Consider the following 23246-nt stretch of genomic DNA (forward strand, 5'->3'; position numbering starts at 1 on the left):
GCCGAAAAGGAGTGATTCCCATGTCATTCAGTTCATCTTCGCTTGATTCCTTACATGATGCCGCTCATGCCTCTACCTGTGACGTTTTAATCGTCGGTGCAGGGCCAACGGGACTGACGCTGGCGATTGAGCTGGCGCGGCGCGGCACTCACATTCGTATAATCGATCAGGCATCGGGGCCTTCTCAGCATAGCAAGGCGCTCGGTGTGATGGCACGTACACTGGAGCTACTGGAGCCGTCCGTATCCGCGCAAATGGTCGAGCAGGGTCTGCCGATTCAGCAGGCAGCCTTATATAGTGGCACACGTCAGCTTGCTGATATTGCATTTGGCGAGCGTATTCCGAGCCGATTCCCTTTTGTGCTGATGTTGCCGCAAAATGAGACGGAGCATATTTTACTGGAGCGGCTGGCTGCGCTTGGTGTACAGGTTGAATATGGATGTACACTTGCTGATCTGGAGCATTATACGCCAGAGAAGGTCGAGGCGACCTCTGCTGCGTCAGCGACTGCTCATGCTGGCTCTGCATCGAATGTAGTGCTGCCCCCGCATTTGCGGCGACCTGTATCATCAAATTCCACAACGACCACTGCCGGAGCAGCGAAAAATGCTCCTGTACTGCGCATGACAGCGACCGTGAACAGGGTACAATCCCAGGTGACGGGTGACAATACAAGAACAACGGAGTCAGCAGCTCCGTCTGCCGATTCACTGTCCACTATGCAGGAGCGTATTCATGCCGGTTGGATTATCGGATGCGATGGTGCACATAGTAAGGTGCGTCATCTGCTCGGGATGGACTTTCCTGGTGTATCGATCATGCAGGATTTTGCATTGGCAGATGTGAAGGTGGAGGGAGAGATCGAGCAGGATCGCCTGCATATTCATCTTCATCAAGGGCAAATCGCTGCCTTTTTCCCGATGAGACAGGGCCGCCATCGAGTGATTATCGCTTCACCGGAACGGCATAATAGTCAGGAGTCTTCATCACAGGAGGGCAAAGTAGGGTCTGCGGCAGAAGGTGCAGCACGGGACATTTCGCTAGCAGAGGTGCAGCAGATCCTGGATACCTGTACAGGCGGACAATTCCGCGTATACGATCCGATCTGGCTGACACGCTTTCATATTAATCAGCGCAAAGTAGATCACTATCGCGCTGGTGCAGTCATGCTGGCTGGTGATGCGGCTCATATTCATTCTCCGCTCGGTGGGCAGGGGATGAATACCGGCATGCAGGATGCTCTTAATCTGGGCTGGAAGCTGGCGCTTGTCTGTAGCGGACGTGCCGATGCCAGCCTGCTTGATAGCTATAATGAGGAGCGTGAGCCGGTTGGACGTAATCTGTTACGCTGGACAGGCTGGCTAACCCGATTGGCTTTGAATCGGTTCCCGTTATTTGCCGCTGCGCGTAATACGATGGCTCCGCTTGTGTCATCTCGTCAAATTGTACAGCGCTTACTCGCTCGCGCTCTATCCGAAACGGGCATTCATTATCGTCATAGTGAGATGGTTATGCAGGGCGATAGCTGGAAGCATGGAATGGTCGTGCCTGGTGACCGTGCTCCGAGTGGTGCAGCAGAGCTGGACTGGTGGAGCCGGGAAAAGCATGTACTGCTCGTCTTTCCTGATTCAGAGCCTGCACTCCCACGTCCCGAAGATCCACAGCAATGGGATGAGGATGAGCGCACACGCATTCCACTGCTACATCGTATTGCAGATAGCTGGCGTCCGGTCATCGATATGGTGATCGTGCTACCTGATCTACCGCTCATGCTGCCCGAGCCGCGTCCGAATATGCTTTTATCTGACCCGAATGGAGAGCTGCGTAAGCTATACGGAATGGAACGCGGTGGCTATGTAGCGCTCAGACCGGATGGGTATATCGGCTTTGCCGGTGGTTTACCGGATGAAATGGAATTAATTGGATGGGTCTATCGACAATTTCGGATTCCATCGCAGGTGCAGTGAATATTTTTTGAGCGTATAGAACGATAAAATAAGCCGAAGCAACCCTATTGTGATACTTTCATGATAGTGCTTCGGCTTCTTGCTGCTTCCGCAAATGACGAAAATATGTTCGTTACCTATACCAATCGGGCGAACGGTTCATGTATAATTGGGATATTATGTTGACTACGAATACACAGAAAGGCCAGGTTGCATCATGACGTTAACTTCTCCGGTATCGTTCACGGACAAATCGTATATCGCTCTGCTCAGCTTCGAGGAAGACCGAGGCTTTTTCCTGCATATCTCGTATGGCAGTCACGCCATCGAGCCGGAAAAGGCGCGGGATATCCAGCAGCTGGTCATGGGCTGCACGCTGTCCGGCGAGGAGCGCTGGCAGCTCAGCGCATCCGGTCATAGTGAATGCCTGCTGCGCCCTGATGAAGCAGGAACCCTGTATGCTCGGCTACTACGACTCTTGCCCGGTGCATTGGAAACGGATGAGGGTGCACCTGTGCAAGCGTATTGGGACAAGCATGCCGAAGCGGTGCTAGCAGGAAGTGCAGATGTAACAACAGCCACGCTGTATGAGGGAGATCGTGCACAGTATGAGCACGAGGAAGCAAGCTTTCTGGCTGATGCTACAGAGGCTATGCCAGAAGACCGAGCTTCGATCTACACGGCAGAGTCGGTATCCACACCGCGCATTCCGTATGAGGAAGCTACCTTTGAAACGGATTGGCATACCGAGGCACGTTGGCTGCTGGAAGGTCGACTCGAAGAACGGGATGGTGTTGGCACCGTTATGGCACTACCGATGATCGAGATCGGTGGTATACGCTATCCAGCTGTGGAATTATCGCGCCGCATGGGCTCGGCAGGCGCTACGATTCGGCTGGAGGATGGCAGCCAGGTGGAAACCGATCTGCTGCGTGAGCTTGGTCTGGGGCCGATGGGACGGATGGCAGATGGTACGCCGCTGGAGCGCAATAGCCGTCTCACTCCGCAGGAGATTATCCAGCGCGGCTCCGAGCGATTGCGTGGCCCGTGGGAAGAGATGGTGATCCCCGGGCTGGCACTGCCGGACGGACAGGGCGGATTATATGATCATTTTGAGTTTCTGTGTCGCTGGGGAATATCCGGTGCGATGCTGGGTGGTGTGATGGCGCAAAGTGAAGCACTGGGCGAATTTATTGCTGAGCGTATTCGGCGTTTTCCTTCGTGCCGAATCGCTCTGATCGGACGTAAAGCACTGCTAACTGAGCTACAGAAGCGCTGGTCATCGATGCTAGAGCCACACTGGCAAGAAGCATCGACAGGTAAAGCTGCCCAATCGGCTTCGAATCGCTCCCTCACCGTTGTCCCTGTAAGTCTGCTCAGTCAGCGAAGTGCTGTCCTGCCGGGTGGTGTGGATATTGCGATCTATCTGGAACCGGATGAAATGACCGCCGATGTATCCAGTAAAATGTATCGCGCGATGAACAAGATCAATGCACGTATTCGCTTATCTATTTTCACGGAAAATGAAATGTTGGACGATCCCCATCTGCGTACAGCACAAACGAGTCTGCTCAAGCTATTTCATTCGGTCGTGCGGGAATATGCGATTGCTGATCCAGAGCATCCATTAACCGAGTTGCCACCACCGTATACGATGCTGGTGCGTCGTGCTGCACAGCCAGGATTGCCGCAAATGGCGCGTACAGGTGGCTTTACCGAGCTAGAGCTGGGAACAGCGGAGCGTGGCTTGCGCATTCCACCACGTGCTGAGGCAATGAACGTTTCGCAAATGCCGCAGCGGGAGGCTCAAGCTGAACCATGGGATTCCTCTGCAACGCGAATGCCATATCGTCAGACCGAACAGCCTACAGTGGACATGCCATCTAGTGCTTCTTCCAAGCCAGCGATGGATCATCAGAGTAAGTCGGAACGGATGGAAGGGCTGCTACAGGAATTGTCCCGTCAGGGCATTCATATTCAGCGTCCGCCAGCCTTTGTACAGCCAACATCTGAAAAGGAGCAGGCGGAAGGACGCTATCCTGCTGAATATACGCCGCATACCGCTTATGCAGGAGCCGAGCTTGAGCTACCGCATACCGAAGCAAGTACACGCCGCTTGTACGTACCGCCAGCCGTATCGTCAGAAGCAGAGGAAGATGCTGCGAGCTGGGAACGCTTGAATACGAGTTCGACCGGATCGGGATCAGCCAGATCAGGCTGGAGGAATGGAACGGATACAGCATCATTGAACTGGACAGAAGCTAAGGATACTGATTATCCGAATCCAGCCTCATCCGAGATTGCCGATGGGGATAGCTCTGTGCAGGATACATCGTTGAAGATACCACAGCGAACTGAGACTGATTCTACAGCCATACTACTGGATGCAGATGTACACGATGAGAACACTTCGTCGTCATCGACCGAGCTGTTGGTTACCCATTCGAATCTGCATTTGGATCAGATGGATGCTATTCATACTCTTGCCGATAGAGAGAACGGACATCAACGCAGTGAAGAGCCAATTCTGTTGTCGCGTACAGATGGCATTTCCTACGCCATCCCAGCACCGGACGAGCCATTACCAGAGCGAGACGATTCCAGCTTTATAGCGAAGCAGGATCAGTCGATGAAGGGAAGCTTGTCACGGACATCTTCCGAGCAGGAGATATTGTCACTGGAGCCGATGTTTGACGCGTATCCACCGTCAACAACGGGCATGACGGCCTTTGATCAATCTGCGGCAATGATGGGACGCTCCATGTCAGCGATTCAGAGTGCCGAATATGTATTTGCACTGCGTGCCCATGAAATGGCCGATCAGGTGGAGGAAGAGGCTGAATTTGTACCCTTTATGAGTTATTGGCCAACCTATGAGAGTATGACCTGGCGGCAGAAGCGCTGGTATTTTTACTGGCGAAATGAGGTGCGTCAGGAGCGTTATCCGGCAACGGATTTATCGTATGTTTTCCTGCTCTGCTATGAAGTGATCAATGGAGCAGGCTGGCAGGAGCCGCTGGACGGCTATCATATGCTGATGAACCTCTGGCGGCAGTATCGTCACCGCTTTGGTAAGCTAGATCGATATTTGCCACCGTGGATCGTTGATTTTGCACAGGTGCATGGATTGGATGAATCGCTGTTAGAGCTGTTACTGGAATCGCCGCGACATGTTCCAACGGAGCTGACTGATCTGGAATGGGAGCGACTGCTACTAGCCTCTCCTGTAAAGGTGCCGATGGAGCTGTTACCATCGCTACTCGATTACGATCTGGAGCGTAGCCGCTTTTATGCGGATGAAGGCAAGGAAGCGATGAACGAATATATTCCTAAAGTGCTGGCTGCGATAGATGCCTTTTTGGAACGTCAGCAGGGAAGTCGTCTGCTTGGGCTGTTCCGCCCACCCATCTATCGGGAGAGCGAGCGCTACTTGTTCCGCAGTGCGGTCTACGACTCTACAAGTCACGGGCGTACCTGCACCGTGCGACGTTTACCGCTGATAGAGCATGCACCGCTACGTGAGTTTCTAACCGGGATCGTGAAGCTGACGGAAAATGAACTGCGTAAGCAGCTCAACGTCAATGGGCGACTACGGATCCAGCCGCCAGTCGAGCCGGAGATCGCTCGTCTGATCGAACGCTATATCCGACGTGCCTTTACCATACCTGAGGAACAGGCAGCGCCGCGTCGTGTTGAGATCGACCCGGCATTGCTGGAACGGTTGCAGGCGGATTCCGCAGTTGTGCGTGATATGCTAACCTTGCGTGAGGAAGAGAAGGAAGCGATCCGGCAGGAGCAGCAGGCAGAACAGGCCTATGCGGAGTGGGCAGCCGCTGCCGCGCAGTCGACAGCCGCGAAAAGGGCAGAGCGAAGCGAGACAGAAGCGGACGAAGCGAATGCTACATCGATACAGCATGAACCGATATATGACTATGAGGAAATGGATGAGCTTGTCGTACCCGGAGCGATCCATATGCTGGACGAAGCGGAGCCAACTGCTAATATACCGAATGAACAAGTCTCGGCGGAATATTGTGAACAGGATACGAACTACGAATGGGATACAAACGCAGAGCCTATCACTGAGGAAGCTTCGTTTATAGAGCAACAGACTGAACAAATGGAGTCATCCCTGCTGGAAGTCACTCCATTTGTTCATACAGCAGGAAGCGGCAATACCGTGCATTCCGCCTTTGTATCTAATGAGCAGGAGCCTGATATTTCTGCCAATCATGATCATGAGGAAGCATCCAAGCCTGTAGCGGCAACATCGTCTGCTGCGAGACTGCTGGATATATCAGAGATGGATGAGGAATGGCAGGATTGCCTGCAAGCGATGCAGTCGCAGCATATCGAGCTGCTGGCTGCGATGCTGGATGATGCGGACGAGCATACACTGCAAGGCGTGGCAGCACGCTATGGCACGATGGCAGCACTGCTGGCTGACGAGGTCAATGATCTGGCAATGGATCATATCGGTGATCTGTTGCTGGATGATGGTGCGGTTATGGAAGAATACAGATCATTGCTGGATGCAATCATCATGAGGTGAACTGGAAAATGAATGATGTGAAAATACCAAAACGTGTCACGACCGCACTGGTGAATTCGTTTGCCGCAGGTGTAGTGCCGAGAATCGGCTTAGAGCATATCGCGGTCGGACGCAAATATGAGATTGAGTCCATTTTACGTGAGCTGGACAATGTTGCCGATGGTGGCGCTGCGTTCAAGCTCATTACCGGACGCTATGGTAGCGGAAAAAGCTTTTTGCTACAAATGGTGCGCAATTACGCGATGGATCGCGGCTTTATCGTAGCTGATGGCGATCTATCGCCAGAGCGCCGTCTAACCGGAGCGAAGGGGCAGGGATTGGCAACGTATCGCGAGCTAATGACCAATCTGTCTACACGCACGCGTCCAGATGGTGGAGCACTGGAATCGATGCTGCAAAAATGGATTTCCACCCTGCAACAGCAGGTCATGGAAGAACAGCGCGTGCCTGCCGATGACCCAACGATTGGCATCGAGGTACAGCGCCGTATCCATGCGGTCACAGCCGAAATGGAAGGCTGGGTGCATGGCTTTGATTTTGCCAAAGTATTATCGGCGTACTGGCAAGGCATTCGCTTGAACGAGGATGCACTCAAGCAATCTGCACTTCGCTGGCTACGTGGAGAATACCAGACGCGTACCGAAGCCAAGCGTGAGTTGAATGTGAGCGTTATTATCGATGATGATGGCTGGTATGACTATATGAAGCTATGGGCGGAGTTTGCTGCTCGGATCGGCTATAAGGGCTTACTGCTGTTTATCGATGAAGGCGTGAATTTATATAAAATTTCGAATAGTGTCTCGCGGCAGAGTAACTATGAAAAGCTGCTGACGATTTTTAATGATACGATGCAGGGCAAGGCTGGACATCTGGGCGTATTCGTTGGTGGTACCCCGCAATTCGTGGAAGACCCGCGCCGTGGACTGTACAGCTACGAGGCGCTACGCTCGCGACTGGCGGAAAGTCGCTTTGCGGCTAGTAGCACGAAAAATTTCGCCGGCCCGGTCATTCGTCTGGAGATGCTGTCCCATGAAGAAATTCTGCTCATGCTGCAAAAGCTGCGCGATATTCACAGCCAGCATTACAAATATGAAATAGTACTGGAGCAGCATCAGCTCGTCGCCTTTATGCAGACGGCAGTCGGCAGACTGGGTGCAGATGAGCTACTCACTCCGCGTGAGGTGGTGCGCGACTTTGTCGATCTGCTGAACACGCTCCATTTTAACGAGGAATTGAGCTTTGATATGCTGCTCGGCGAGCTGGCGGCAACTCCTGCACCAGTAGTTTCGACACCGGAGCAGACTTCCTCGCCTGCTAGAGCTAACGCGACCAATCATGCGCGCGGACCCATCGCCTCGGCACAGCCAGATGAAGTGGATGACTTTCTGGCGGAGTTTGACCTGTGAGCGGGCATCCGTTTTATCGGTTGGCGCCGTTTATTCAGGAGTACATCTATCGTAGCGGCTGGAAGGAGCTGCGTGAGGCGCAGGTAGAGGCATGTCGAGTGTTGCTCGATACGCCGCATCATCTGCTGATCGCCTCTGGCACCGCTTCAGGGAAAACGGAAGCCGCCTTTTTCCCGGCGCTAACGGCATTATATGAACAGCCGTCCAGCTCGGTCGGCATTCTGTATATTGGCCCGCTCAAGGCGCTGATCAACGACCAGTATGAACGGTTAAAAGGAGTGCTGCGTGACGCAGAGATTCCGGTCTGGCACTGGCATGGCGATGTACCGCAATCGCATAAAACGAAGCTGGTGCAAAATCCCTCAGGCATCCTGCAAATTACACCGGAATCGCTGGAAGGGCTGCTCATGAACAAGCCCAATGCGATTCCAGCACTGTTCGGTGATCTGCGCTATATTGTGGTGGATGAGGTGCATGCCTTTATGGGTGTTGATCGTGGCGTTCAGGTGCTGGCACAGCTATCTCGCATTCAGCGGATGGCAGGCTGCCGTCCACAGCGGATCGGTCTGTCTGCGACATTGAGTGATTATGAGAGTGCATGTGCCTGGTTAAGCTCGGATACAGGGCAGCCAGTGGAGGTCGTCTCACCGCAAGGGTCACGCAAGCTACGCCTCAGTGTCGAGCATTTCTCCTTCCCGGATGCGCGTAATGAGGAGCAGGCACAGCAGCTTGAATATGCGCAGCAAGCGTATCATAATTTCATTTACGATCAGACCCATCATAAAAAGGCGCTGATCTTCACTAACAGTCGTTCCGATGCGGAATATTTAACACTGGAAATGCGCCGTGTAGCTGCCAAGCGGCAGGAGCCGGACATTTTCCATGTGCATCATGGCAGTATCTCGGCGATGCTGCGTGAGGAAGCCGAAGCCGCACTACGCGAGGGCTATGGGCCGGCTGTAGCAGCCGCTACGCTCACGTTGGAGCTAGGGATCGATCTTGGTGAGCTGGAGCGTGTCATTCAGCTTGGCGCACCGTATTCGTGTTCGAGCTTTGTCCAGCGACTTGGACGCTCGGGGCGACGTGAGGGTGCTGTATCGGAAATGATCTTCGTTTGCCCGGAGGAAGAGGATGAAGAAGCACAGCTTCCCGCACGTATGCCATGGATGATGCTACGCGCGATTGCGGTGATCGAGCTGTATGTGCGTGATCGCTGGGTCGAGCCATTTCAGGCGCGGCGCTTGCCGATCGGTATTCTGTATCATCAGACGATGAGTACGCTCAAAAGTATGGGCGAAGCCGAGCCTGCGGAGCTGGCGCGTGCGATTATGACACTGCCTCCATTTCGTGAATTCACGGTGGAGCAGTATCAGCAATTTTTGCAATACTTGCTTCAGCTGGATCATATTCAGCGTACAGAGGAAGGCACGCTCATTATTGGGATGGCAGGCGAGAAGATCGTGAACAATTTCCGCTTCTATGCGGTATTCAAGGATGATGAGGAGCATTCGGTGTATCATGGCTCGGAAGAGATTGGCTCGATCACAACCGTACCGCCGCCGGGCTACTGCTTCTCCCTTGCAGGCAAGCTATGGAAGGTTGAGGAGATCGACAGTCGCCACAAGGCGGTCTATGTGAAGTCATCTCAAGGTAAGGTCGATACGCTCTGGCTCGGTGCCGGGGGCGATGTCGATACCCGTGTCATGCAAAAAATCCGCGATATCCTCGCGTCGTCGGAGCTATATTCTTACCTTGCGCCTAATGCAGCAGCACGTCTGGAGCGTGCACGCAGACTGGCACGGGAAACAGGACTATTGCAAACGCCTGTTTTACCAGCGGGTGGCGATTCCTGCTTCGTGCTGCCATGGATGGGCAGCAAGCCATTTCGCACGCTGGAGCGTCTGCTCAAGCATAATCTGGCAGAACGCCTCGGACTGCGCGCAGTGACGCCGATGGAGCCGTATTATTTCGTCGTGTCCGGCAAAGCCGATGCGTATGAGCTGATGGCGGAGATGATCGCTGAGTGCAAGCGCATCGATTTCCCGGAGCAGCTACTGAGCGATGAAGAAGCGCCTTATCTGGGCAAGTACGATGAATTCATTCAGCCCGGATTGGTGCGTCAGGCATTCGCTGCGGATGGACTGGATTTGGAAGGCATGAGAGAAGCGCTGCTCGCGATTGGCAATGTACACATCAATTTGCAGCCGCAAGCCGATAATGAAGTCAGGGAGCCTTAATTCCCTGGCTTTTTTGGCACGCTCATGACAAAGTTGACAAAGGAACACTTATTACATATACTCTACTTATTAAAAGTAAGTATTGGTAATATCCTTATGTTGCTACTACAAATAAAGATACTGAAAACCAGGTGGAAAGGAGAAGCCGATGAGCTTGAATGCAGAAGTTGTTATTGTGGGTGCAGGACCGGGCGGAGCACTGCTTGGATACCTGCTTGCTGCAAGCGGTGTAGAGGTTATTTTACTGGAGCGGCATGCAGGGATCGATAAGGAGTTTCGCGGGGAGCATCTGAATGCGCAGGGCGAGCAAATTTTACGCCAGCACGGTCTGTACGGGCATGTTCAGCAAGCAGGACTTTTGCTGATGGAACGTGTAGAATATTTTCAGCAGGGCCAAATTGTCAAAACGATCTTACCCGCTCCTGGGGAGCAGCACACCGGTATTCATGTTCCGCAAAAAAATCTGCTACAGGCGCTAATCGGCCAATCCCTTCCTTATCCAAACTATCGTTTGATGATGGATAGCAGTGTGACCGAGCTGTTGCACGATCCGATTAGCGGTGCGGTAAACGGGGTAAAAGTGCGTCATCGGGGCAAAGAATTGACAATTAATAGCAAACTGGTCATTGGTGCGGACGGTCGTTATTCCACTGTACGCAAGCTGGCTGGGATTGGCACGCAAATATTAAAGCACGGCTTTGATCTGCTCTGGGCGCGTATTCCTGCGCCGAAGGGCTGGCCAGCGACCGTGCGGATGGCACTTGCCAAGCAAGCACAGCTAGCGCTGTTTAGCCAGCAGGGAGGGTATATTCAGATCGGTTGGAATATTCCACAGGATAGCTTTCCTTCGCTGCGCAAGACACCGGTTGAGCCATTTACCGAAGCGCTGATCGAATCGTTCCCTGAGCTAGAAGAGAAGGTACGACGTCATTTGCGTGCATGGAATGATTTTGTGCTGCTCAAGGTGCAGAGCTGTGTGTGCGATACATGGGTGCAGCCTGGTCTGGTCATTATGGGCGATGCGGCACATACGTTTAGTCCGACAGGCGCGATCGGTGTGAATAGCGCCATGAAGGACGCACATGTGCTGGCACCACTGATCATCGACGCACTTCACGCAGATGACACGGGACTGGCAAGACTCAAGCAATTTGAACAGCTTCGTCAGCAGGAAACACGCGCTGAGCTGGATAGCCAGTTTGCACGTGAAGCTGGCTTTAGCGACCAATTTCCCGCCTACCAGCCCTGAGAACAGCATGTACATGTAAGCAGGCGCTAATCATCGTAGCTATGTATACGATTTGTCTATTTTAATGGATGTGTTCAGGATCGCAGCTATGATCTACAGTCATCCAATTTTGTATATTACACGTATCTATCACTGACAAGATACACATAACCGGAGGTAATTCATAATGATTAATCCCCAAATCACTGAGGCGCTCAAGGATCGCATTCAAATTGTACCGAGTCAGGATAAGTCGATCTATCTGGTTGGCCCGATTCGCTTGCCCGTTAATCTGGATGGAGAAACGGTCATCTTCCAATGGTATTGCTGGGTGCGCTGCGATACATTGCCAGGTGCAGAATGTGGCAATCCGAACATCGACCATGCGTCGATCATCGAGATGCTGTCCTCGTCCAATCTGGCAGAAGCGCAGCAATCGAGCGTACTCGTCTATGGTGACTTCAAAGGCTCACCGGATGCGCTCATTCGGATGCACAGCATTTGCCATACCGGTGATATTTTCGGCAGCAAGCGTTGCGACTGCGGCTATCAGCTGAAGCAGTCGATGAAAATGATCGTAGCTCATGGCACGGGCGCACTATTCTATCTGGCGAATCACGAGGGACGCGGCATCGGCTTGTTCAGCAAAGCGATGGCATACGTGCTGCAAGAGCAAGGTCTGGATACCGTCGAAGCGAATCTGGAGCTAGGCTTTGAGGATGATATGCGTAACTATGATGATGCGATCGCTGTCTTGAATCAGCTGCGTCAGCTGCCAGTTACACTGATCACAAACAATCCACGCAAGCTGGAAGCACTCAAGCGCTCCGGTGCAGGGGTGAGTGGTCGGATTCCGCTATGGGGCGACATTTCTGAATTTAATGAGAAGTATTTGAAAACAAAAGTAAATCGCTCCGGTCACCTGGGCAGCGGCCCTATGACCAATACGATTGCAGAATAAGCCATCGTATCATAGGCAGCAGATCATCGATCCCGGATGATGTGTACATGGTGCATCGCTATACGAAGGATGTTCAGGCTGGTGAAGCGCAATGAATGATGAAATTGCCGCTTCACTGGCTTTTTATGTAGCAGCCGTAATGCTTTTACAGTCATTTAGAAAGCGAGCAGTTAGGTCAACATAGCCGTGTACAAGCAGGAGAAACACTTGCAAAAGCTGACTTTAAAATGTAAAGTACATGTAAATCTGATATGGTAGAAATAGGAATCGTTTGGTAAAATTCGTAGACAGAGTAGCAGATACAAATCAAGGAGAGATAGAGAGAATCATCCATATTAGCATTGCATCTGTTCCTTTTTAGATATCGCGGCAGGAGGTGAGTTTCTTGGAAGAGCTTAAGAAGATGGAAGAGTATATCGAAATTGAGCGCCGGGAACTTAATGACATGGTACAGTACTATGATCTTCATGACCACCGCGTATTGGACCAGTCGAGAAGAGTTGATTCTATACTTAATCAGTACAATCTTTTGAAGCAGACATTACTAGGTACTCGCAGTTCAATCGTAGGGTCGATGTAGAAGGACATATACTTACGGTGTGGGCGCAATGGACTTTTAGCTGGCTCGTTATACGGCTGGTGATGGAGTCGATGGCTACACATAGGATAGCGAAGCAACATTTTAGCAAGGGTACGTTAGTTTGGAATATAGGAATGATGTTCATGCCTCCATGGAAATGGAGGCTTTTTTGTTACTATCCGTGAGGGGAGCGGACACCGCTCCGGCAAGGAATAAGGGGATGGACTCGGGTGGAGCCGCGGGAATCTTTTGGAATTGGGATAAAATGAAGATTCCCGCCCCTCGTAAGCAGTAAGATATTTTGCTTCGCAAAAATCACTTTTCATTGAACCCCGTGTTAGGAAAGCACTAACACTATAAGTCGTCCTGTCCCCTTATTTCCTTGCCTTCGCTCTGTGCTTGTCGCAGACGAATGGTGAGAAAACCTATAAAGTCCTTTTAGCAGGTATAAGTAGGCTTTTGAGTTGTAACAGTATCTTATGTATCGTTTGTGAATTTAAGTGGGTTTTTAGCAGTTTAATCTACAAAGAGTTAGCGACTCAAATACTCTCAAGGAGAATGTGCAGATTCAAGAGTCACAAGCTCAGAAGTTCGTAACCCCGTAACCCCGTAACCCCGTAACCCCGTAACCCCGTAACCCCGTAACCCCGTAACCCCGTAACCCCGTAACCCCGTAACCCCCAAATACTTGAGACGCTCATTCTTACAGGTTCTAAATAATGAGGTCTACTCAAAGCTCAATACTCAAACATTCAAACATCTCAGATAGTCTCTGTTTAAATATTCATCGATTCAACAGATTAAAGACATATAACAACTAGCTCATTAGATGGTGATGATATATGTAATCTAAAGGAACCTATGCAATCAAACTCTAATATATAGCTAGCCTCACCGAATAGAAGCAATTAACGTAGGCAGGTGTTAGGAATAGAGACAGGCATAGCCATTCAGAAAAACACCGCCTATTGGCTCGTATGGAGCGGGTAGGCGGTGTTGGTTGTATATGCGTTTGTAGTTCGATTCGATTAAGTGTAGAGCTTAATCGATATATAGGGTCATATGCTGCTCTATATTTATCCATAAGGATCAAGTCGATCAGGAGCAAGCATCTTAAATGCCTTGAGCACCTTGAAAATACCTTATAGATCCATAGATCGAGTTCTCATTTCACAGCGATCATTAGCAGTTAATGATCAATTAGAAATTAAAGTTATCTGGGTCTGGGCCGGTGCGTTCGTTTTTGTTGAGGGCGCTCAGCTGGTCGATTTCGTCGATAGTCAGCTGGAAGTCGAAAATGTTGGCGTTGTCGGCGATGCGCTCAGGTTTAACGGAACGAGTCAGTACGACTACACCTTTGTCGAGTACCCAGCGTAGCAGAACCTGTGCAGGGCTTTTGCCGTATTTATCGGCGATGGTTTTGACGACATCGTTATCGAACAGCTTACCACGTGCGAGTGGAGACCAGGCTTCAACCTGGATACCTTTTTGAGCGCAGTAGTCGAGCAGCTCGTTTTGTGTCAGCAGCGGGTGGAATTCCACCTGATTGACTGCTGGAACGACTTCGGCATCTGCGAGCAGATCGTCCAGATGGTGTGGTTGGAAGTTACTTACGCCGATGGCACGGATGCGGCCGTCTTTGTACAGCTTTTCCATGGCGCGCCAGGAATCTTTATATTTGCCTTTGACTGGCCAGTGGATCAGGTATAGATCCAGCACATCCAGTCCTAATTTGTCCATCGTTGCATCGAATGCAGCCAGTGTGGATTCATAGCCTTGATCGGCATTCCACAGCTTGGATGTCACGAACAATTGATCACGTGGGATGCCGGATTCGCGGATCGCTTTGCCGACACTTTCCTCGTTTTTATAGGCAGCAGCGGTATCGATCAGTACATAGCCTGCTTCGATCGCAGCATTAACGGATTTAGTTGCATCTTCGCCTTCTTCTACTTGCCATACACCCAGACCGAACCATGGGATTTCCACGCCATTGTTCAGTTTAACGGTAGTTTTGATATCTGTAGTCATTTGTGATTCCTCCCTTTGGATTGCTTTTAGGCTCACTATAGAACATACCCTAATCTGAGCGAATTAATCTGAATTCATTAGAAAATCACGGAATTGCGCTGACGTTGATACTTGCTGATTATGTTGTGAAAGCCAGTTTTGTTAGAGAATCGAGCATTAACGGAATAGGTGAGAAGGGTATAGAAAAAGTAGGTGTACGGTAAGAACAGTGATGGCAGGAAAAGCAGTAGAAGAAGTAAGATTATTAAAAGTAGCAAGAACGTCAAGAATGTCAAAGACAGCAAGAACAACAAAAGCAGTATGAGCTCAACTAAAGATCAGTTAAATAATGCTTAGTATTTCAAAATAATGATATAGACTTGGAGCGTGCTTCATAGGATAGATGCTCGTTTTTGTTTTAATAGCAGGCTTGCTGTAGAGCTTGGAGTATAGATTTCAGGCTTTGCTTTAAGGCTGGGTCTGTGATGGTGCCGTCTTTGGAGAGCTTTAACGTAATATGTGGGATCGTTAGTGCCATTTGCTGCGATACCTGGGCATTGATCATTTGCAACGTAAGCAGTAAGGATTCATTAGCATAGTTGCCGCCCATAGGAGAGGGGGAAGCGGTAATGACGGCGGTAGGCTTGTTGACAAATTCGCCAGAGGATACGATCCAATCGAGTGCGTTTTTGAGTGCGCCAGGTACGCCATTTCCGTATTCAGGACTACAAATGAGAACCCCATCGGCTCCATCAATCTGTGTTCTCAAATGTTGAACAGGCAGAGGGCCATGATCGGTGTCCAGATCTGGATTGAAATGGGGCAAGTCGTTGAGACCCGTATAGGTAGTAAAGGTCAGCTGGCTAGGAGCGAGCCTAATGATGGCGTTCATTAATAATGTATTGGAGGACGACTGGCGGAGACTTCCCGAGATCGCAAGTATGCGGAATGGATGGTTCATAAGTGAATCTCCTCTCTTGTGTAAGTAGAGTATGTAATGATCGTGCGGTTAGCTATACAGGCAAAGCTGTCTTATTCAGTATATATGACTACAAACTAAAGTTGAATCAAGATTGGCTGTATGAAACAGGGTGCAGGAATAGCATTATCGAGAGTTTGGTGAGCTACATCGCAATAAGCTCCAATGGGACGCGAGTACAGGAACAACAATATGGAGTGTTTGGAAGGGGAGGGGTGACGATAAGCTACATTGTAGAGTTGCGGATAGTAAGCGAAAACGGAGCGACAACCCATAGTACAGGGTTGCCGCTCCGTTTTCATTCGAGTCATAATACGATTTTTGTAGTAGTGCAGAATCAGCTTTATTTTACATGTATTTCATTGTCCTTGGACGTCGCAGGGTAAATATAGCCAGGGCTGCCTGCGCCTAATCCTGTATACAGAAGGCTAGCAGCGGCGACGACAAGTAGCAATAACGGAATCGTCCAGCTGTTGGAGACGTCATGCAAAATACCGAACAAGGTCGGGCCGCATGCTGCCAGCAGGTATCCGATCGATTGTGCCATACCGGACACTTCGGTCGCTTGCTCCGGCGTACGCGTACGCAGATTGAAGAACATCATCGATAGACTGAACGATGCTGCCCCGGCGATGCCGACTAGAATCAGGCAGATCGCAACCAGCACAATATGACCACCGCCAAAGATAAGCCCTGCCAGCCCGATCAGATACAGCGCAACCGTTACAAGCACGAGCAGACGCTGTGTTGCCAGCCTTGCCGCCAGAATCGGTACTAGAAAGTTAAACGGTAGCATCGAGAACTGCATCAGCGATAGCATATAGCCGGCTTGCAGACGCGTTAACCCCTGCTGCTGCAAAATATCCGGCAGCCATGCGATCGACACATAGAAAATCAGCGACTGCATCCCCATGAAAAATGTGATTTTCCACGCCAGCGGCGAACGCCACACGCTCTCACCAGCCTGCTGTGTACGCTTCGCCAGTCGTGCAACGCGATTGTGACGCAGCTGAGTTGTCCAGAATAACAGCGCAGCCGTTCCCAGCACTGTCCATGTCAAAATCGATCCTTTCCAGCCGAATCCACCATTCATCGCCAGCGGTAAGCTCACCGCCGACGCGAGCGCAGCGAACACATTGGTACAGATCGAATAAATGCTCGTCATAATTCCGATCCGATGTGGGAACTCGCGTTTGATCAAGCCCGGCAAAATAACATTAACCACCGCAATCGCGAGTCCCGTCAAAAATGTACCGAGAATCAACAACGTCAGTCCACCAAATGGACGCAGCCAGCCTCCAATAACAAGCACGATCAGCGAGAAGAAAATAATCTTTTCCATGCCATAGCTACCTGCCAGCTTCGCCACAAAAGGCGATAATAGCGCAAAGGCAAGCAGCGGAATCGTCGTCAGAAAGCCAGCCATCGTATTTGAAATTGGAAAGTCGCCCCGAATCAGATCCAGCAGCGGACTGAGGCCTGTAATCGGACTACGCATATTAAACGAAACAAACAAAATACAAAACAATAGAAAAGCGGGATTCCGCAGCGGCGTGCTCATCCCAGCCGGTTGCAACGTTCGATTCATGATGTGTGATTCTCCTCTATATGATTCTGATCCAAACGCAGGTTGGCTGAATCGGTATCACTGGAAGTCGTATTCGATACCGTATCTGCCTTATTGTCGATCAGTATATTTTTAAAATGTCCAATATAATCATCCACAATCGCAGCCGCCTGTGCTTCATTACGTTCACGAATAGCGGCAATCAGATTACGATGTCCCGTATGATCGCCATCGCTACTTACCTCGGTCGTGCTCATGATCGACATCTGAATGCGTTCAAACAGATGCTGATACAGATCAACCAGCAGCGCATTTCCAGAAGCCTCCACAATCACCTGATGCAAATGCATGTCCACATCGACAAACTGCTCAATCTGCTCTGCCGCCCGATGCTGCTCACACAGTCCAGCATAATGCTCCATCACTACAAGCTGTTCCTCCGTGCGCCGCGCACAAGCAAGCACCACCGCTTCGCGATCCAGCGCATGACGAACCTCCAAAATCTCAATCGCACTGGAGCTACTCAGCCGTTTCTGCAACACCGGCCCGAGCGGACTGTCAGCCACCACAAACGTACCGTCTCCCTGCCGTGTAGACAACAATCCCACATGCACCAGCGCCCGTACCGCTTCCCGTAGCGTATTGCGACTCACCCCAAACTGCTCCATCAAATCCGCTTCCTTCGGAATCCGCATCCCCACCTGCCATGCCCCACTCCGAATCTGCTGCTCCAACCGCTCACAAAGCTGCTCCACCAGCGATTTTTTCTCCAATTTATCAAAAATAATAATCCCCTCCAGAAGGTCAGTTCATGTTTTAAAAGATAAAATATTTTGCTTCGCAAAAATCATTTTTCATCGAATCTACACTAGGAACCCTCACTAGAAATGCGCTAAGACTGCAAGGAGCCGGAATCCTTTATCTTCTTCTCACAGTTATATGCTTATACTTATGGCATCATGCACTATCAGTGCAATAAAATGAATTTCTATTTATCGTAACGTAACTTGCACTGCACCACATTCTCAGCAATTCAAATAAGACAATTGCACATACAAAATGACTCACGCCTACATTAGCATTTCCTTGCCTCATGCTGATTGCGCATAATTAAAAGCTATCTAAGCTTGAGAAAAAAACAGAATTAACCATACAAAATTTACTTTTTGTACAAAAGAACAAAAAAATCACTTTGAAGCCAAGCATAATTTTGTATGTAATACTTTATGCGTAATCAATTGATATTCCATATGCAACAAAGCTCGATTGTACCGTCCAAAGTAATCTGAAGCAGCAAGGACAAGCTGAAGTAGCAAAGATAAGCTAAAGCAACAAGAACGTGTACTTCAATTCGTATGCCTACAATCCCCACGGAACGCAGGGAAGGAAATAAGGGAAAAAGACGACTTTTGAGCACGGGAATCTACCATGCACTCCTACTTCGTAGATTCCTGTGCGATACGGGAGTCTGTTCCCTTATTCCTTCCCGGAGTGCTGTATCCCATAAGCACACATTTACCATATACCTAATCTACTCCTTCAGCACAAACCATCCCCCCAAATCAAATCCAAACAACTCAAAGGTAGGATGATTGACACATTGGACATTTTAGTTCAAATTCATATTTTTGTCTACCTATCGTAAAAATGAACTCCAATAGCAGTACATTCTCTATAATCAGCTCATCAACTCAAACTTGTCCCAACATAAAAGTAAATTTTATTAAATTTTTACATAAAAGAGGAATATGCTAGATAAAAAAGAATTATCTTTATTAAAGAATCATATTTTACCCATACATACGGGTACAGGAGGAGTGCTTATGAAGCATCACATGAAAAAAAGACTGTCTGCAATTATGCTGACAGCACTGCTGGCGGTTACATCATTGTTCACGATGATTCCGCAGGAGCAGGCAAAGGCAGCTGGCGCATTGACCGTTGCTCAGGCGATTCAATCTCAAAATGGTGGCACGATTACGGTAACAGGAATCGTGGTGGGTCATGCAACAGGCTCTAAGACAGCTAATTTCCAAAGTCCATTTGCCAATGACTTCAACATCCTGCTGGCAGATAGCAGCAGCGAGACGAACGTCAACAAGCTGCTGGACGTACAGATCACTACATCCTACCGCTCTCAGTTCGGACTGCAATCCAATCCGAGTCTGATTGGCAAAACCATTACCGTTACAGGAACAGCGGGTACATATAACAATTTTGCAGGCGTAAAAAGCCCAACTGCTATGACAGTAGGCGGCGATAGCACAACGCCAACACCTAATCCAGATCCAGGCACAGGTCTTCCAGGCGGATCGGGTAAAAAGGTACTTTTCGATAACACTCATGGTCAAACAGCAGGTGCAGCAGACTGGGTGATCGACGGTGGTTTCTCCGACTTTGCGAATGGTCTGCGTTCAGCTGGCTTTACGGTAGAAGCGCTGGAGCGCTCGATCCCGTACACTTTTGGCGAGCAAGCGATCACGTATGACAAGCTGAAAAACTATGACGTATTCGTACTGGCAGAGCCAAACGTTCCATTTAAGGCGAGCGAGCAAGCAGCGATGCTGCAATATGTAAAAGCAGGTGGCAGCATTTTCTTCATTGGTGACCATTACAATGCCGACCGTAACAAAAACCGCTGGGATGGCTCGGAATCCATGAACGGCTATCGTCGTGGTGCGTACAGCAACCCAGCACTGGGCATGAGCAGTGAAGAAGCGAATTCACCAGCGATGCAGGGCGTAACTGGCTCAGACTGGCTCGGCACGAACTTTGGTATTCGTTTCCGCTACAATGCACTGGGTGATGTGAATGCAACGGATATCGTAGCACCTGCTCAATCATTTGGTATTACACAGGGAGTAAGCTCGGTAGCGATGCATGCAGGCTCCACACTGGCTATCATCGATCCGAACAAAGCTAAAGGTATCGTCTACATCCCAACAGGCGTATCCAAATGGGGTAGCGCGGTAGATCAGGGCGTATACAATGGTGGCGGTCGCGCCGAAGGCCCGTATGCAGCCATCTCCAAGCTGGGCGCAGGTAAAGCAGCTTTTATCGGCGATTCTTCTCCAGTTGAAGATGCAACACCAAAGTACAAGCGTGAAGAGAATGGACAAACGAAAAAGACCTATGACGGCTTCAAAGAAGTCGACGATGCAACACTGCTCGTGAACACGGTTCGCTGGCTGGCACAAAAGGAAAGCTACACCGATTTTACACAGGTGAGCGGACTGACACTGGACAGCAAAACATCGCTGCTGTCGATTGAGAACCCATCCACATCGACAGAGCCACAGCAAGAACCTTGGGCAGCACCAGCAGCAGGCTACAAATGGTATGATCCAACAACATACAAATCCGGCTCTTACGGATATGTTGCTTCCTGATCTACGATCGGGAGCTATACGGAACAAGCGGATAGAGGGATGACGGACTATTTAGCATCCGAATGCTCCATTCTGAGCGCGTCACATGTCATTACGTGTGATGGCTCGGGATACACGAGTGTAGGGTGTAGTGTAGACGGTAGCTTTTTATCGGGGTTACAGTACGCATCCCTAGCCCCAATAGCATAAGCACTAGACGATATTGTATGAGATACAGCTAACGAAACGGCAAACAAAAAAAGCAGGCTCTCTACCCTTTAATGGGATATAGAGAGCCTGCTTTTTCTTATAGGGTGACGATCTGTCTACTATGATGTATGGGTTAGTAAACAGAACGAACATGTTAGTCCGTGCCTAACCATACGATAGTCGGGTTTACATCACGAATGTTCCAACGACAAAGGAAATACCGATAATCAGCGAGCGCAGCAACTGAGCTACTGCCATATTGCCATTCTCGATCTGCTCACATACCTTCGTGCGCGGTGTAACCAGATCGAAAATAACGTATACCAGACACAGCACTACAATACCAACAGCCGACCAGACGATCACATCGAGCCAATTATCCGAATTGATCGAGACGAGTCCTACGATAATACACAGACCGAGCAGCTTGCTGCCCATGTACATCCCAGCCGCCTCGTTACCAGCGGCGATTTGCTTATTATCATTGTAGCGAGTGAGCAGGCTGAACACATAATAGCCTACAAACAAAATAGCGAATAAAATGACCAGTCCGATACCTACATGCATCAGATCGGTTGCAAAGTTTTTCAATGAAATTCCCTCCTAGGATGTTAGCTTGAAATAGATGACCATTTGACACAAGCACAAGCACAAGCACAAGCACAAGCACAAGCACTCACAATCACAAGTGCAGGCGCACCTCTTTAAATAAAAAAATTCAATCTACCTCTGGCACAACCGCAGCGGCACAATAATAAGCCAGATTATCCGTCACCTTGCTACCGATGCGAGGTAGCAGTCCAGCAAAGCGACCCCCAATAACAAACGCTCCGGTTAACAGATAGCCCTCGTAACGGTCATCTGCTGTCTGTGCACAGATCGTTTGCATCGGCTGTAGCTGCTGATAGATTTTGGGCTGCTCATTATAGTAGGCAGTCGTTGCCGCAAGCTCATACGCTTCCTGTTCAGCAGGAGATAAGGAGTCCCAGTCCACATCGGCTTCCTCAAGCAGATGCTGGAGCGAGGAAGCTTGCTGTTGATCTTGCATAGAGAGTGAAACCTGCTCTTCGGAACGCTCTATTAATTCCGATGCATCCGATATCGCCTGATTGTGTAGATCGACTTCATGCTGCGCATCATGCGAACCATGTTGTGGCTGCTCCACAAGCTGTGTTCCCTGTCCTTCACGACCAAAATAGCTTTTGCTCACATAAGGCGTATCTGTCTGAATAAATGGCTCGGGTGTAAAATAAGTCGGCAGCATATATTGCTTAATCCACTCGCATTCCTCTGGTGTGAACAGGCGGAAGCCAGCGTGCTCTACCAGCTCCTCATTGCGCTCATATAACGACCAGAGCGTCGCGGTAAAGCCTTTACTTTGCGTAATAATATGCTGCACCGGATTGATCAAGCCAAGCTTCCCTCCCTCGACCAGCTCCAGCAGATCCAGACCGACCGTACGACCGCTTTCTTCCTCGCGATCCTCGACCAGATACTCCAGTGGATACAGTCGGTAGAGTAGCTCAATTCGTTCATCACCGTAATACAGCCCATCATCCGGTACGATGCGAAGCTGCTCCAGCGGTACGAACTGGGCATCGATGCCAATCAGCTGACATTGCTCCATTAAATAGAGCGTATTCATCCGATCCTCGTCATGCCAATCATAGCTTGTCATGTACAGCTTGCCTTGAAGTCCTCGCTGCTGGTAGTCCGATACAGCCTCTCTGAACATCTGCTGGATGCAGTCGTTCATTTGTGCCGAGGCAGGGTGCAGATGAGGAGCATGCTGTACTAGCTTGCCCTCCAGATAAGCGACCTCAGGAATGCCGGTCGGGGTTTCGGTATTATTTTCAATACACTTGAGCTCTCCTTCTGGCCCGATAATCCAGTCCATCCGTGTAAGCCCGTCCCAGCTCACAGGCGAGCAGGCGATACGCGCCAGCACAGGATGAATAGCCAGCTGATCGGTCAGATAGCTCAATGGTAAATACTGCTGCACAAATTGTAGGCCTTTCCGATACAGCTTATGTACACGTTCAGAGGCAATGGCAATACGCTCATATTCTTCGGCTGTATAAAGGGTTAGCGCAGGCAGACAATACGGCTTACCATACATTCGATGATACGGAATCCGCTCCGCCAGCTCGCCTGTAAAAAGCTGCTCATGCGGGATGTTCAGATTATATACATCACGCATCC

At 50.0% G+C, this 23246-nt stretch carries 14 protein-coding genes; 8 read left to right on the forward strand and 6 right to left on the reverse strand.

What is annotated here, in order from left to right:
* Nucleotides 1–20 precede the first annotated feature (20 nt).
* The 7 genes from SK066_RS01530 (at nt 21) to SK066_RS01560 (ending at nt 12910) form a co-directional block, all read left to right on the forward strand.
* Nucleotides 21–1967 (forward strand): FAD-dependent oxidoreductase, encoded by a 1947-nt coding sequence (locus SK066_RS01530; RefSeq protein WP_320543369.1) that lies wholly within the window; start codon nt 21–23, stop codon nt 1965–1967.
* Between the two features lie 196 nt (nt 1968–2163).
* Nucleotides 2164–6498: a TerB N-terminal domain-containing protein gene (locus SK066_RS01535; RefSeq protein WP_320543370.1), complete on the forward strand. Its 4335-nt coding sequence runs from the start codon at nt 2164–2166 to the stop codon at nt 6496–6498.
* Between the two features lie 8 nt (nt 6499–6506).
* The gene (locus SK066_RS01540; protein ID WP_320543371.1) at nt 6507–7904 is read left to right on the forward strand and encodes an ATP-binding protein; all 1398 of its coding nucleotides are present in this window, start codon (nt 6507–6509) and stop codon (nt 7902–7904) included.
* Nucleotides 7901–10141, forward strand: a complete 2241-nt coding sequence (locus SK066_RS01545) for a DEAD/DEAH box helicase (RefSeq protein ID WP_250344306.1) — start codon at nt 7901–7903, stop codon at nt 10139–10141. The genes SK066_RS01540 and SK066_RS01545 overlap by 4 nt, the downstream gene beginning before the upstream one ends.
* A gap of 148 nt (nt 10142–10289) precedes the next feature.
* Nucleotides 10290–11390, forward strand: coding sequence for an FAD-dependent monooxygenase (locus SK066_RS01550; protein WP_320543372.1), 1101 nt, complete (start codon nt 10290–10292; stop codon nt 11388–11390).
* A 166-nt stretch (nt 11391–11556) separates the two neighbouring features.
* The gene (locus SK066_RS01555) at nt 11557–12330 is read left to right on the forward strand and encodes a GTP cyclohydrolase II (protein ID WP_320543373.1); all 774 of its coding nucleotides are present in this window, start codon (nt 11557–11559) and stop codon (nt 12328–12330) included.
* 445 nt (nt 12331–12775) lie between these two features.
* Nucleotides 12776–12910, forward strand: coding sequence for a hypothetical protein (locus SK066_RS01560; RefSeq protein ID WP_320544775.1), 135 nt, complete (start codon nt 12776–12778; stop codon nt 12908–12910).
* Nucleotides 12911–14110: 1200 nt separating this feature from the next.
* Here SK066_RS01560 and SK066_RS01565 read toward each other — a convergent pair.
* From SK066_RS01565 to SK066_RS01580, 4 genes are all read right to left on the reverse strand, one after another.
* Nucleotides 14111–14941 (reverse strand): aldo/keto reductase, encoded by an 831-nt coding sequence (locus tag SK066_RS01565; RefSeq protein ID WP_320543374.1) that lies wholly within the window; start codon nt 14939–14941, stop codon nt 14111–14113.
* Nucleotides 14942–15338: 397 nt separating this feature from the next.
* Nucleotides 15339–15881, reverse strand: a complete 543-nt coding sequence (locus SK066_RS01570) for an NADPH-dependent FMN reductase (protein WP_320543375.1) — start codon at nt 15879–15881, stop codon at nt 15339–15341.
* 361 nt (nt 15882–16242) lie between these two features.
* On the reverse strand, nt 16243–17487 hold the full coding sequence (locus SK066_RS01575) for a CynX/NimT family MFS transporter (protein WP_320543376.1): 1245 nt from the start codon (nt 17485–17487) through the stop codon (nt 16243–16245).
* On the reverse strand, nt 17484–18251 hold the full coding sequence (locus tag SK066_RS01580; protein WP_320544776.1) for a FadR/GntR family transcriptional regulator: 768 nt from the start codon (nt 18249–18251) through the stop codon (nt 17484–17486). Before SK066_RS01580 ends, SK066_RS01575 begins: the two co-directional genes overlap by 4 nt.
* Before the next feature lie 1074 nt (nt 18252–19325).
* On the opposite strand from SK066_RS01580, the gene SK066_RS01585 reads away from it, so the two are divergent.
* Nucleotides 19326–20855, forward strand: a complete 1530-nt coding sequence (locus tag SK066_RS01585) for a DUF6359 domain-containing protein (RefSeq protein WP_320544777.1) — start codon at nt 19326–19328, stop codon at nt 20853–20855.
* A 375-nt stretch (nt 20856–21230) separates the two neighbouring features.
* On the opposite strand, the gene SK066_RS01590 is transcribed toward SK066_RS01585, so the two are convergent.
* Nucleotides 21231–21611 carry a DUF350 domain-containing protein gene (locus SK066_RS01590; RefSeq protein ID WP_188774602.1) on the reverse strand — a complete coding sequence of 127 codons (381 nt, stop codon included), beginning with the start codon at nt 21609–21611 and terminating at the stop codon, nt 21231–21233.
* A 151-nt stretch (nt 21612–21762) separates the two neighbouring features.
* A complete protein-coding gene (locus SK066_RS01595; protein WP_320543377.1) occupies nt 21763–23244 on the reverse strand; it encodes a glutathionylspermidine synthase family protein in 1482 nt (493 codons plus the stop codon).
* Between the last annotated feature and the right edge of the window lie 2 nt (nt 23245–23246).

It is taken from the genome of Paenibacillus hunanensis, assembly GCF_034055775.1.
Taxonomy (GTDB): Bacteria; Bacillota; Bacilli; order Paenibacillales; family Paenibacillaceae; genus Saccharibacillus; species Saccharibacillus hunanensis.

Coding starts and splice junctions, on each gene's coding strand:
- SK066_RS01530 (WP_320543369.1), top strand. CDS start 21: ATGTCATTCAGTTCATCTTCGCTTGATTCCTTACATGATGCCGCTCAT.
- SK066_RS01535 (WP_320543370.1), top strand. CDS start 2,164: ATGACGTTAACTTCTCCGGTATCGTTCACGGACAAATCGTATATCGCT.
- SK066_RS01540 (WP_320543371.1), top strand. CDS start 6,507: ATGAATGATGTGAAAATACCAAAACGTGTCACGACCGCACTGGTGAAT.
- SK066_RS01550 (WP_320543372.1), top strand. CDS start 10,290: ATGAGCTTGAATGCAGAAGTTGTTATTGTGGGTGCAGGACCGGGCGGA.
- SK066_RS01555 (WP_320543373.1), top strand. CDS start 11,557: ATGATTAATCCCCAAATCACTGAGGCGCTCAAGGATCGCATTCAAATT.
- SK066_RS01560 (WP_320544775.1), top strand. CDS start 12,776: ATGGTACAGTACTATGATCTTCATGACCACCGCGTATTGGACCAGTCG.
- SK066_RS01565 (WP_320543374.1), bottom strand. CDS start 14,941: ATGACTACAGATATCAAAACTACCGTTAAACTGAACAATGGCGTGGAA.
- SK066_RS01570 (WP_320543375.1), bottom strand. CDS start 15,881: ATGAACCATCCATTCCGCATACTTGCGATCTCGGGAAGTCTCCGCCAG.
- SK066_RS01575 (WP_320543376.1), bottom strand. CDS start 17,487: ATGAATCGAACGTTGCAACCGGCTGGGATGAGCACGCCGCTGCGGAAT.
- SK066_RS01585 (WP_320544777.1), top strand. CDS start 19,326: ATGCTGACAGCACTGCTGGCGGTTACATCATTGTTCACGATGATTCCG.
- SK066_RS01590 (WP_188774602.1), bottom strand. CDS start 21,611: ATGCATGTAGGTATCGGACTGGTCATTTTATTCGCTATTTTGTTTGTA.
- SK066_RS01595 (WP_320543377.1), bottom strand. CDS start 23,244: ATGCGTGATGTATATAATCTGAACATCCCGCATGAGCAGCTTTTTACA.